General features: G+C 43.5%; 9 protein-coding genes. 4 read left to right on the top strand and 5 right to left on the bottom strand.

Annotation, left to right across the window (positions count from 1 at the left end):
• Positions 1-27 precede the first annotated feature (27 nt).
• Positions 28-1413, top strand: a complete 1386-nt coding sequence (locus WA256_RS18655) for a hypothetical protein (protein WP_063530192.1) — start codon at positions 28-30, stop codon at positions 1411-1413.
• A 157-nt stretch (positions 1414-1570) separates the two neighbouring features.
• On the top strand, positions 1571-4786 hold the full coding sequence (locus WA256_RS18660) for a S41 family peptidase (RefSeq protein WP_335992837.1): 3216 nt from the start codon (positions 1571-1573) through the stop codon (positions 4784-4786).
• 68 nt (positions 4787-4854) lie between these two features.
• Here the strand turns inward: WA256_RS18660 and WA256_RS18665 are convergent, their stop codons facing one another.
• The 3 genes from WA256_RS18665 to WA256_RS18675 are packed head-to-tail and all read right to left on the bottom strand — an operon-like array spanning position 4855 to position 6978.
• Positions 4855-5193 (bottom strand): low molecular weight protein tyrosine phosphatase family protein, encoded by a 339-nt coding sequence (locus WA256_RS18665; RefSeq protein ID WP_335992839.1) that lies wholly within the window; start codon positions 5191-5193, stop codon positions 4855-4857.
• On the bottom strand, positions 5168-5830 hold the full coding sequence (gene prfH, locus WA256_RS18670) for a peptide chain release factor H (RefSeq protein ID WP_062566376.1): 663 nt from the start codon (positions 5828-5830) through the stop codon (positions 5168-5170). Before prfH ends, WA256_RS18665 begins: the two co-directional genes overlap by 26 nt.
• Positions 5827-6978, bottom strand: coding sequence for an RNA ligase RtcB family protein (locus WA256_RS18675; RefSeq protein WP_062566377.1), 1152 nt, complete (start codon positions 6976-6978; stop codon positions 5827-5829). The genes prfH and WA256_RS18675 overlap by 4 nt, the downstream gene beginning before the upstream one ends.
• Positions 6979-7382: 404 nt before the next feature.
• Between WA256_RS18675 and WA256_RS18680 the strand changes: the two genes are divergently transcribed.
• Positions 7383-8531: a serine hydrolase domain-containing protein gene (locus WA256_RS18680; protein ID WP_062566378.1), complete on the top strand. Its 1149-nt coding sequence runs from the start codon at positions 7383-7385 to the stop codon at positions 8529-8531.
• Between the two features lie 19 nt (positions 8532-8550).
• Here WA256_RS18680 and WA256_RS18685 read toward each other — a convergent pair whose 3' ends face one another.
• Entirely contained in the window at positions 8551-9726 is a 1176-nt protein-coding gene (locus WA256_RS18685; RefSeq protein ID WP_442961453.1) for an alpha/beta hydrolase-fold protein, read from the bottom strand.
• A gap of 214 nt (positions 9727-9940) precedes the next feature.
• Here WA256_RS18685 and WA256_RS18690 point away from each other — a divergent pair, with 214 nt between their 5' ends.
• A complete protein-coding gene (locus WA256_RS18690; RefSeq protein ID WP_335992843.1) occupies positions 9941-11410 on the top strand; it encodes a M20 family peptidase in 1470 nt (489 codons plus the stop codon).
• A 26-nt stretch (positions 11411-11436) separates the two neighbouring features.
• Here the strand turns inward: WA256_RS18690 and WA256_RS18695 are convergent, their stop codons facing one another.
• The gene (locus WA256_RS18695; protein ID WP_304637690.1) at positions 11437-12639 is read right to left on the bottom strand and encodes a helix-turn-helix domain-containing protein; all 1203 of its coding nucleotides are present in this window, start codon (positions 12637-12639) and stop codon (positions 11437-11439) included.
• Between the last annotated feature and the right edge of the window lie 6 nt (positions 12640-12645).

Consider the following 12645-nt stretch of genomic DNA (forward strand, 5'->3'; position numbering starts at 1 on the left):
ACAAAATTACAAATAAAGGAAACCTACATGACACACTTATTTAGATTAAAACTATTGGCACTAGCAATTAGTAGCACCCTGATCACCGCATGTGGTGACGCAGAAACAAATATTGTTGAGAAAGACCCTATCGAGGTTCCTGACGACAGTGGTGATGACCATGATCATGATGACGGTTATACCATTGACTCAATGGGCCGTTTAGCGGTTTTAGCAGCTGATAGCAACGAAGCGAATATCTTTGATTTAGATGACGACTCATTACTAGAAACGTTTTCGCTTATCCATGATTCAAGCTCACTAAATGTTTCACCAAGCTACCGTTATGCAGTTATTGCTAACCGCAGCCAAGATTACTTAGGCTTTATCGATGGCGGTTTATGGCGTGAAGATCATGGCGAGCATTTACATGATTATAAACAAGGCCCTGCATTTAGTGACTACGAGCTAACAACGGGCAGCCGCCCTACTCACATAGTTAAACATGATGGTCAAATGGCCGTGTTTTACGATGGTAATGCCGATGCAGGTACGGTTGCCTCTGTAGAAGTGTTAACCGATAACGACATTGCTAACGAAACAGAGACGCTTGCTGGTATTCAGTACGACATCAATATGCATGGTGTTGCAGAGCCACGTGGCGAGCACCTAGTTGCAACATTGCGTCGTGCGGATAGCGAAAGCACTTCAAACGCTAAAATCCTGCCGGATCAGGTGGGTGTTTTCCACCTTCATGACGGTGAATATGAGCTTGAACAAACATTTGAAGTTACTTGCCCAGATTTACACGGTGCAGCGCAAAACCATAATTATGTAGCATTTGGTTGTGGTGACGGTGTACTGGTAGCCCACCAACATGACGATGAATACCATGCAGAAAAAATCGCAAATATTGAAGCGGTTGGCGATTTGAGGATCGGTACTTTATATGGTCATGAAGCAAGCGACAGCTTTATTGGCGTTGCATCAGGCCATGGTGGCGGAGCCGCAGTTTTTGTAAATATCAATCCAAGCGAAGCTGAAATGGAAGTACTTGAGTGGCAACTTGATGAAGGCGCAAGTGCTGTATCTTACTCATTCTCAGCAAGCGGTGAGCACTTTTTAGTACTTGATAGCTTAGGCTTTTTAAACGTGCTTGAAGCCCATGAGCACGACGGCCACATGCACTGGGAACTTGCCGGTAAAGTAGATATCACTGAAGAAGACGTAACAATGATGCCAGAGGGCATGAACTTCAGCATGACTGTGTCACAAAATAGTGAGTTTGCTTACGTTGCTGACCCTATCGCTCAGCACGTACTTAAAGTACATATCGAAGACCTTGAAATTGAAGGTGATCTTGAACTGACTTTTGCACCAAGCGCCATCACTTGGTTAGGTATCGCAGAAGAAAGTGACGATCACGACCACTAAGAAGTTATGTTTTATGGTATGACATAGCTCGCAAAGGTTGGCATTTACTGCCAACCTTTTTTTATTCATATTTTGTAACAGACTTTCATCGCATCAGCATCGCTATTTGAAACTGAATAGTTATGATGTAACAGTTCCCAAAATAGGATGTAATCCCATGAAAAAACTAACAACGTTGGCACTGGCCATGGCTGCGACACTGGCACCTTGGGCATCAGCTTACGAAACAAAAGACACACGCTTACTGCGTTTTCCAGATATTCATAACCAAAACGTTACCTTTGTGTACGGTGGCGATATTTACATTGCTAATACGCGAACAGGCGAGAGCAAACGCTTAACCGACCATATTGGCTTTGAAACCTTCCCTAAGTTTTCACCTGACGGTAAACGCATTGCCTTTGCAGCAGAGTACAATGGCAGCCGCCAAATTTACGTAATTAACAGCGATGGTTCTGGCTTAAAACAACTGACCTACTACAACGATGTTGGCCCAATGCCACCACGCGGCGGTTTTGATTATCGTGTTCTCGATTGGACACCAGATGGCAAAAATGTGGTATTTCGTGCTAACCGCACACCGTGGGGTAAACGTATGGGTCGTCCATACATGGTGCCTGCTGACGGTGGCCTTGAGCAGCCTCTGGCTATTCCAGAAACCGGCGGCGGTATGCTTTCGCCAGATGGTAGTAAATATGTTTACACGCCAATTGACCGTGAATTTCGTACTTGGAAGCGTACCCGTGGCGGTCGTGCACAAGATGTCTGGGTTTACGATCTAAAAAACAATACCTCAGAGCAGCTAACCACTAACCGCGCAACCGATCAGCAACCAACCTGGGTTGGCGACAACATTTACTTTGTGTCTGACCGTGATTACACCCTTAACCTGTATCAATACCAAAAAGGCGCTGAGCCGAAAAAGCTAACCAACCATAAAGACTTTGACGTACTGTGGCCATCAGCTGGCCCAAATGCTGTTGTTTATGAAAACGGTGGTTACCTTTATCGCTTTGATCCAAAAACTCAAAAAAGCAGCAAGCTAAGTATTAACATTGCTGGTGTGCGTCAATACGCAATGCCGTACACAAAAAATGTGAGTGACTTTATCGACTCAATGTCGATTTCTCATGATGGTAAACGTGCACTCTTTACTGCCCGCGGTGAGCTATTTAGCGTACCGGTTAAACAAGGCCCAACACGTAACTTATCTTACACAGCAAAAGGCCGCGAAATTGACGCAAGTTGGTCGCCAAATGGCCGTTATATTGCTTATATGAGCGATGAAAGCGGCGAATACGAAATTTACTTAAAAGATCGCAGCGACAACAATGCCACCAAGCAGCTAACCAGCAACGGAACTATTTGGCGTTTTACACCAATTTGGTCACCAGATAGCTCAAAACTGTTATTTGCAGATAAAAACCACACACTCTGGTGGATAGATGCAAAATCAGGTAAACAACACAAAATTGATACCAGCATCTACGATGAAGAAGGCATTCGCCAATATACTTGGTCGCCAAATAGCGAAGACATTGTGTATGTGAAAAACAATGAAAACCGCTATGCCTCGCTGTGGCACTACAATGTTGATAAAAAGAAAGTGACTCGCTTAACGGATGAAATGACCAATGAGCAAAACCCAACTTTCTCTCCTGATGGTCAATACCTGTATTTTAGTTCTGAGCGCGACTTTAACTTAGCCTTCAGCAGCTACGAGTTCGACTACATGTTTAATCGTGCAACGCGTATTTATGCCGCAGCCGTAAATGACAGCATCAAACCACTTATCGCACTACAAAGTGACGAAACAGCGATCGTCAGCGATAAACAAAAAGATGACGACAAGAAAGCGAAAAATACCCTGCAAAGCAGTGACTTTATGCAGCGCGTTACCGCTTTAAATGCACCAGCTGGAGATTATCGCGGTTTAACGGCAGTAAAAGGTGGCGTGCTAACACTGGCTAATGGTGGCCTTCAATTGATAGACACAGCTCACGACAGCGAGCTTGAAACCGTGGCTAAAGGGGTAAGCAGCTACACTATTTCGAGCAACGGTGAGCACCTGTTAGTGCATGCGGGTAACGATTACAGCTTAATTGAGCCTAAAGCAAAACAAGACCTAGCAGCGAATAAGCTAGATCTTAGTAACATGACCTTAAAAATTGAGCCGCAAATTGAATGGCAGCAAATGTATGTTGAAGGCTGGCGTACATTACGTGATTGGTTCTATGATGAAAACCATCACGGCCAAGATTGGGACGCAATTTTAGCTAAGTATCAACCTATGGCTGATGCAATCTCACACCGTAGTGACCTAGATTACATTCTCAGTGAAATCGCAGGTGAAATTAACTCAGGCCACATTTATGTACAGTCGGGTGATATGCCTAAAGCAGAGCGTAAAAAGCACGGCTTATTGGGTGCAAAACTTGCCAGCGATCCATCTGGATACGTAAAAATTGAGCAAATCTTCCAAGGTGAAAACTGGCATGAAGACTTCCGCTCACCACTTGGCACAACAGGGGTAAAAGCACATAACGGCGACTACATCATTGCCGTAAATGGCCGCTCAGTAAAAGACGTCGCTAACTTCTACGAATTACTAGAGAACACTCAAGGTGAGCAAGTTGAGCTAGTCCTTAACAGTAAGCCGCGCAGCAAAGGTGCATGGCAAGTTACCGTTAAGCCTGTAGCCAGCGAGCAAGGTTTGCGTTATTTAGACTGGGTTAACTCTCGTGCAGCCTACGTTGATAAGCTATCAAATGGCCGTATTGGTTATGTTCACTTACCAAATACAGCCTACGAAGGTAACCGCGCCATGTTCAAAAACTACATGCCGCAAACCACCAAAGACGCCATGATTATTGATGACCGATACAATGGCGGCGGCTTTATTCCTGAGCACATGATCACTTGGCTTGCTCGTAAACCGCTTAACTACTGGAAGCGCCGCGGTGTTGAGCCTACGAAAACACCACAATTTGCTCATGATGGTCCAAAAGCCATGCTGATCAATGGTTACTCAAGTTCAGGCGGTGACGCTATTCCTTACTACTTCCGCCAAGCGGGGTTAGGTAAGCTTATTGGTACCCGTACTTGGGGTGGATTAATTGGTATTTCGGGTAACCCAAGCCTAGTAGATGGCGGCCAAGTTATCGCGGCAACATTCCGCATTTTAGATAACGATGGCAACTGGATCATCGAAAACGAAGGTGTCACCCCAGACATCAAGGTGGTTGATCGCCCAGAGCTAATCTACCAAGGTAAAGATCCATCGATTGAACGTGCCGTAGAAGAGCTATTAAAAGAGCTAAAAGACAACCCGAAAAAGCCACTCACCGTGCCACCAGCGCCGACTGACTTTTAATTCTTAACTGGTTGTTAAAAAGCAAAAAAACCCCGCTGCAATGCGGGGTTTATTTTTAATCAAAAGAGCTACCATTTAACTTGTATATACAAGCAATCATCGACTGACTGCTTTAAAGTTTCAATGAGTGCCTCATCCATATATTGGTACTCATCGGGTATATCGAGTACCTGAATCGGCTTGTATTGTAATAAACGGCTAAACTGCGCTTTAAGGCGTTGTTTATGCTTATGTTCCATTACAAAAATTATATCTGCCCAATTAATATCAGCCGTTGTTACCGTGTGCCTTGCTCGTGGGCTTGTGCCTGCAGAGCGGGCTTTAATGCCATTGTATTGGTTGAATACCTTTTCTGCCGTTGGGCTACGCCACTGGTTACGGCTACATATAAACAGTAAGTTTTCCATGTCCTTTTCCTTTGTGAGTCTGGCTAAATTCAGGGCCCTTAAACGTACGAATAGGATTACCCCGTTGCAGCTCATTGTGTTGTTGCCACCGCGACTTTTGCTGCTGGCTTGCAGCCTGCTGAGCTTGCTCTGCCAGTTTTTGCATTAGCAAAGCTCGGGCTAAACGCTTATTCGCATGCTGACTTCTTTCACTCTCTACGCGAACAGTAATTCCTGTCGCAACATGGGTAGCACGAACAGCCGAATCAGTGGTGTTTACATGTTGGCCTCCCGCGCCACTTGCACGGCATTGCTGAAAGCGGATCTCGCTATCAAAAGTTTGCTCTGCTATTTCAAATAGTTGACCGCCAAAGTACCAGTTTTTACGCTTATGCCTTGCTCTGAATGGGCTTTGACAAACCCACAACATCGAGCCATGCCATTGCTGCGCAAACTGTTTTAAAATTTGCGGCTCAGCACCGGTTAATTCAAGCAATAACGATTTGTAGCAGCCTGAAAGCTCAGCTTGCTCTACTGCAAGAGTATTCACCTTAATAGCTAACGCTTTAGCATCACACTCAAGGCGCTTAACAGCCATTGCCACCGCTTTACAGCACTCTAAAGGACCCGCCCCTGACGATAATTGCACTAAGATCATCCGCACGTTCCTTGTGTTTTAAAGGTAAGCACAGGCTTTAATTTGGCAATTACAGTAACCAGCCCAGCATCAACAAGGTCATCAATAACTGTTTGGCAGTCTTTGTAAGCTTGTGGTGCTTCATCATAAAGCAGCGTTTTATCATTACAGATCACCCTGCTACCAAACGCAGTGCGATATAAATCTTCCTTTTTAAACTTGTGACTCAAACGGCCTTGGCATTCTCCACGCTTCCATTTGCGACCAGCGCCATGTGCAAGGGAGCGTAAGTTTACGTTTTGCTCAGCCGTTGGCTTAACTAAGTAACTGTAATCACCGCGAGAGCCAGGGATCATCACAGCCCCTTGATCGCTAGGTGTAGCGCCTTTTCGATGTAACCAGCCTGCTTGTCCTGCAATCTGTGATTGACTTACAAGGTTATGATTTACATCTAAAACCTCTTCGCCACCAGCGCGAATAGCTTGTAAAAAACGCCGTGCGATCAGTTCTCGGTTTAACTGAGCCCAACGCAGTGCTTCGTCATGTTTGGCCATATAATCTGTAAAGGCACCACTTTCTACCTCAAGGCCATCATGGTTATGCTCTGCAATATGCTTAACTAAAATAGCTTGTCCTAACCCTCTAGAGCCAGAATGCACCAATAGCTGCAATTGTTTAGATTGTAGGCCTAAAGCAAGTAACGCTTGTTGATCAAACACCTCTTCAATCGCCTGAAATTCAGCGAAATGATTGCCACCACCTATGGTGCCAAGGGCGCTATCAAAACCAGTTTGTGTGATAGCTAGTTCATGTTTTCGCTCGCTAATCAATGTGTGCCAACTTTCATCTAGCGGCAGTTCAACATCGCTTAAGCGTTTTGCGAGCTTATCTACATTTAACTTGGCTAACTTAGTATTGGTTTGCCAAAGCGACATACCGCAGCCAATATCATTCCCCACTAAAGCGGGGTAAATTCTACCTTCTGTAAAAAAGGCTGCCCCAATGGGGTAACCTCGACCTGGGTGTAAATCGGGCATACCCGCTACAGCGTACATACCAGGTAATTCAGAAGTTTTAATTAATTGTTGTATTGCTAGCCCTTCAATCCACGACTCTTTAGACGCAATAAGGCTAACGTTATCAGTAAGTTTTTGGACGGACTTGCCCATAATACCAATTCCTTTCTCTGCAATAGAAAAATGCTAACGAAAAATGATTTGGCAGGTCTTTGATTAATTGATCAGGCTTAGCTTTGAAAAGCTAATAAAGAAATAGCTTCGAGCTAGGCAAGAAAACGACCTGCAAAGGAACAAGTTGTATAAGTCATATTGTTTACTCCTCTACAGTGTGTGAATGGTTAAAATCGCGGCGATTGTAAACAGCTTAAAAAGTGAAAGCAACTAAAAAATAATCAATCGTTGTTATTTACGCCCTTTTTAAATGTTCATCACAACGTGAAAAATGTGCAATTAAGCGACTATGGGTTGTCATCTAGAGAAAATTTGAGCAATCTAAAAATGTCTTAAAAATAATAACAAGAGTGACTGCAAAGTTACTCAAAAAGGATGCCGCCATGCTCAAACACCGTATAGCTCGCTCACTCATCAGCTTACCACTGTTGATTGCTGCCCATGTCACTAGCGCAGCTGAACTACCAAAAGCGATTGATGCCGCCTTTCAATCGGCGGTGAGTGCGAAAACAGTACCGGGCATTACTGTCGCGGTGGCCGATAAATCAGGAATAATCGCGGCAAAGGGTTATGGTTTTGCCGATATCGAAAACCAAGTTTTAATGAGTCCCGAGCATAAGGTTCGCATTGGCAGTGTCTCTAAGCTTATTGCCACAGCTGCTATGATGCGCCTTTACGACAAGGGATTGATTAACTTAGACAAACCTGTAACCGACTATGTAACTAACTGGCCAGAAAAACACGCAGCTTTAACACTGCGCCAGCTCGCGTCACATACCGCAGGGATCCGCCATTACAAAAAAGGCGCCAATGAATTTTTACTCAACAAATGGTATGGCGATATTGATAGCGCTTTAGCCATGTTTAAAAATGATCCCCTACTGTTTGAGCCGGGCACCAAACAGCAGTATTCAACATTTGCTTGGACATTAGTTAGCGCTGCGATGGAAGGCGCTGATCAGAAACGCAACTTTCGACAAATTATCGAACAAGAAGTCTTCGCGCCACTCAAGTTAAACGACACATATTTTGATGAGCAGTTTACCCTGATCCCACATCGTGCAAGACCTTATAGCGTTGATCAGGGCCGTTTAATTAACTCACCGCAGACCGATCACAGCTATAAATGGGCAGGCGGTGGGTTTATTGCAACACCAAGTGATATCGTCAAGTTTGCAGTAGCTCACACGCAGGGCAATTATCTAAAAGCAGCCACAGTGGATGAAATGTTTACCCCAGCCACACTCAATAATGGTGAACAGGTCGATTTTGGTATTGGTTGGATGACAGGTTTCAAAAACTATCAACAAAGAGAAAAATACCAACATGATACTGAACTACAAGCCTTGATGGCCGACATGCCACACGCAGTGATGCATTCTGGCGGTAGTATGGGTGGCATTACCATGACCATTATGTGTGTTGATCATCAACGCGCGGTGACTGTGGTTAAAAACGTTAATGGTGATAACAGCGCAGATGTATTTGCGCTTGCCCTACAAACCCTAAGCTATTATCACCAAGACCATTGATTTGTTTAAGGCAGCTTAACTATAGCTGCCCTTGTAACCTCGTTTTTGTCTCTTTTAAGTAATCAGGGTAGGGATACGAGTCATCGGCAACAGCGATTGCAGCCTCAATTTGAACTAATGCTTGGCGAGTATTACCTTGCATTTCATAGCCATATGACAAAGCTGACAGTGCATACGCTGATTTTGGGTAGTTTTTGATATTGTACTTAAACACCTCAATAGCCCGCTCAAATTGCTGGTTATCCGTTAAGCTGTAACCCAGCAACCTAACAGCGCGGTCTGATGGCGCTATTTGCTCGCCCCATTGCTGAGATAAACGTTGATAATAAACATCAATTGATGAAACATCATCGCCTAGTGCACTCAAAGGCATATGTTTAGATAAAAATAAGCCATGGTACGCATTAAATGCCCCAGCAGCTGAGGTTAGGTTATGCGAAACGCCTGCAAAGGCGTCGCTCTTAAAGCGCAGATTTTGCACCTTACTATTTTGCATCGTTTGCTGCATATCATCGTATCTTTCGCGCATAATGCCGGCTTCTTCGCCGATATTCATATATACATAGCTGTTAATACTTTTGGCTTTAGTAACAAAGGTATTTAGACTCTTAGCAGGGGCGCCATAGTTCCACCATACCGCAGGGCTATAAGCAATGTGCGCTTGAAATAACTCAGGATCAGCTTGCATTGCGTAAAGAGCAAATACACCCGCAGCAGAGGCTCCTGCGATAACTCTATAATCATGAGTACGATACTGTTTATTAACCAAAGGCATCAGTTCTTGCTCTACGAAAGCTAAAAACTTTGCAGCACCACCGCCTTCACCAACAGGCCCTTGAGGTTCTTTGTTCACTGTAGGATAAAAATCTCTAAGTCGATTAGTGCTTTCAATTGCAACTACAATCACCTCTGGCGCTTGATCATTTTCTTGTAAGCGTTCAAGCACAGCATTAATCAATGGTAAATTACCGGCCCCATCTAAACGGTAAATAACGGGATACCTTTTGTTTGGATGTGTTTGATAGCTTTTTGGCAATTGCACAACGACAGTGCGTTGCTCACTAAGATTACTTGATTCGATAGTATGCGTATGTTGGTTGTAATGTGTAACCGCATCATCTGCAGCGGGTTGAGCCATTACATGACTAGTACAGAGTAAAAAACCACTAATACAGAGTAACTTAAATAGTCGCACGACTTATCCTTAAGAAATATTGGTAATTTTTTAAGCTAACAGAATTGCAGGTACAAACAAAGAAAAAAGAGCACCATTTACTGAGACTTAACCTCCAATCAACAACCAAAGTAGAGTTTTTTATAGAATTTATTCTCAGTTTGCAAAATCGGAAGTAATCCAGCCATTTTTACGATTCACTCACTCAGTACTTTTCTAAATAGTGAAATAAATCATGACAATAAAAAAAATACTCATCGGCTTTGCAGCTGCTTTGCTACTGCTAACTGCAATTGTGTTATTTCGCACTTGGCAATTCAAACCCGCAGCAATCACCCCAATACCTGCAGCAAATATTGCTGTAAACAGTCAGCAGATTGCTGAACACTTATCTCAAGCGGTGCAATTTAAAACGATTTCAAAAGAGCACCGTTCTGATATTGATTACCAGCAGTTTAGCGCATTTATATCTTGGCTAGAGCAAACATACCCCGATGTTCACCAACAACTTGAGTTAAAAAAGTTTAATGATTACACCTTGCTCTTTCGTTGGCGTGGTAGCGAGGCGAATAAAAAAGCGATTTTATTATCTGCCCACTATGATGTCGTTCCGGTCATTGCAGGCACAGAGTCACTATGGAGCCACCCTCCCTTTGCTGGCACCATTGATAGTGAACATGTTTGGGGACGCGGAACACTTGATGATAAAGGCTCTGCAATCACTCTCATGGAAGCAATCACTCATTTACTTGCACAAGACTATCGCCCCAAGCGAGATGTTTATATTGCGCTAACGCATGATGAAGAAATTGGCAGTAAATATGGTGCAGCAGCAATTGCTGATTACTTTGCTGATGCGGCTATTGCCCTTGAGTGGTCACTCGATGAAGGCTCATTTGTACTTGATGGTATGATCCCTGGTGTTGAGCCAAAAGTGGCAAGTATTAATGTCACCGAAAAAGGCTATTTAACCCTTGAGCTAATCGCACATGCTAAGGGTGGTCACAGCTCAATGCCCCCCTCAGAAACGGCTGTGAGTATCTTAGCGCAAGCCATTGTAAACTTAAAAAATGCCCCAGTGCCCGGTGGCCTTGAAGGTATTTCGGCGCAAATTTACGATAAAATGGCTCGCCACATGCCTTTTTCAAGCCGCCTGTTATTTGCTAACAAATGGTTATTTGGCTCACTTATCGAAAATAAAATGAGTGAAATGAACTCTGCTAATGCCATGCTCCGCACAACCACTGCACCGACTATGTTATCGGGCAGTGAGAAATCAAACGTATTACCCATCGAAGCTAAAGCAAAAGTTAACTTTCGAATTCATCCACGCGATTCCGTCGAGAGTATCGTTGCCTACGTTAATGCTGTGATTGATGACCCTCGTATTGAAATTGACATTGTTGAACAATTTGAACCATCACCTGTATCAAGCAGCGAAAGCCCTGCATTTAAACTACTTGCTAATGCAGCACAAAGCATTCATGGCGATCTGGTAGTTGTACCCGGGTTAACCGTTGGGGGAACAGACAGTCGTCGCTACCAACAAGTTGCTGACGATAGCTATCGCTTTTTACCCATGACGCTAACTTCACAAGAGCTAACCGGTTTCCATGGTACAAATGAAAAAATTAGCATCGAGAACTTAACTAAAGCAGTGCAATTTTATAGCTACTTAATCAAGCAAAGTGATCAAAACCTTTAATTAAGCGCTAAACCCATACTGTGGGTTTAGTTTTTTAAACTCACAGTAGTCGCACTATTATTGCTGCGATATTGTTTAGGCGTACAACCTTGATAGTTTTTAAAGTGACTGTAAAAGGTTGAAACCGAGTTAAAACCTGCCTCAAAACCAACTTCAGTCGCTGATAAATGTGCTTTATTAGGATCTTCTAAGATGCGAATAGCGGCTTCTATACGCTGCTTATTAATAAAATCGTAAAACGATAATCCTGCATGACCGTTAATGGTTTCGGATACATGACTCACTGAGACATCTAAACGCTTAGCTAAATCGCTCACCTTTAAACCCGCCTCTAAGTATGGCTTTTCAGTCACCATCAATTGCTGCAGTTGCTGCCAAAGTGAAGCAGCATCGACTTCAGTTAAGCTGCTTGTTTGGTACTTTTTATTGCTGCTCGATACGCTTTCTACTGGCTGGTTTTGAGGCTCTTCATTATCTTCAGCGTGGATTGTTACTTGTCTCACCCCATAATGAGCAATTAGAACGGTTGTCACCAGCATCGCAAGTTCATGCATATGACCACTATTAAATTCATTTCCTAAGAACTGACCAGCTTCAAATAGAATAGCCAAGAGAGTACCGATTATATAACACCAGCAAATCATGGTGACCCAGCGTAAATTGATCTCTTCGATATTAGAAAAACGTCTTTTAATTTGCACTTGGTAAGATTTAAGAATCCCAATGATGATAAAGCCATAAGCTAAATTGCTGACCCAAGCAGCCACCTTATGAAGGTAACGATTTTGTCGATACACATCGCATAACTCATTACTAAAACAAGGTAAAGCCAAGCTGTGATTAAGCTCAACGGGCATTTGCCAATGCCAAATGAGTGTAAAAATGAGTACCGGACTCAAATGCCATAAGTGTGTCGCTTGAAGAGTGAAATTAGGCCTTGTTTGAAACAACACATAAAAATACAGCAAAGGACCCGTTAGCATTTGAATACTGACGAGGTAATACACTTGCCCTCTGAGGGCTGGTATCTCAGCTTGCATGATGACAGCTAAAGCCAACATTGAAATCAATAAACTAACCAAGGCCATGGTATTTTTTGCTCCCGCAGAGCCGGGCCCTGCACGCCACAAAAAAAACGACAAACCAAAGCTAAAACACATACATGCGCCGATAAAAAGAGAGAACGGCTGAATAGTCAAAGGGCTAGATAAAAACGCATTTAATGCCATAGTGAT

It is taken from the genome of Pseudoalteromonas sp. CH_XMU1449-3 (assembly GCF_037027245.1).
GTDB classification, from domain to species: domain Bacteria; phylum Pseudomonadota; class Gammaproteobacteria; order Enterobacterales; family Alteromonadaceae; genus Pseudoalteromonas; species Pseudoalteromonas shioyasakiensis.

Excerpts from the sequence above, each read along its gene's own strand:
- WA256_RS18655 (WP_063530192.1), top strand. The coding sequence starts at position 28 with ATGACACACTTATTTAGATTAAAACTATTGGCACTAGCAATTAGTAGC.
- WA256_RS18660 (WP_335992837.1), top strand. The coding sequence starts at position 1,571 with ATGAAAAAACTAACAACGTTGGCACTGGCCATGGCTGCGACACTGGCA.
- WA256_RS18665 (WP_335992839.1), bottom strand. The coding sequence starts at position 5,193 with ATGGAAAACTTACTGTTTATATGTAGCCGTAACCAGTGGCGTAGCCCA.
- prfH (WP_062566376.1), bottom strand. The coding sequence starts at position 5,830 with ATGATCTTAGTGCAATTATCGTCAGGGGCGGGTCCTTTAGAGTGCTGT.
- WA256_RS18675 (WP_062566377.1), bottom strand. The coding sequence starts at position 6,978 with ATGGGCAAGTCCGTCCAAAAACTTACTGATAACGTTAGCCTTATTGCG.
- WA256_RS18680 (WP_062566378.1), top strand. The coding sequence starts at position 7,383 with ATGCTCAAACACCGTATAGCTCGCTCACTCATCAGCTTACCACTGTTG.
- WA256_RS18690 (WP_335992843.1), top strand. The coding sequence starts at position 9,941 with ATGACAATAAAAAAAATACTCATCGGCTTTGCAGCTGCTTTGCTACTG.
- WA256_RS18695 (WP_304637690.1), bottom strand. The coding sequence starts at position 12,639 with ATGGCATTAAATGCGTTTTTATCTAGCCCTTTGACTATTCAGCCGTTC.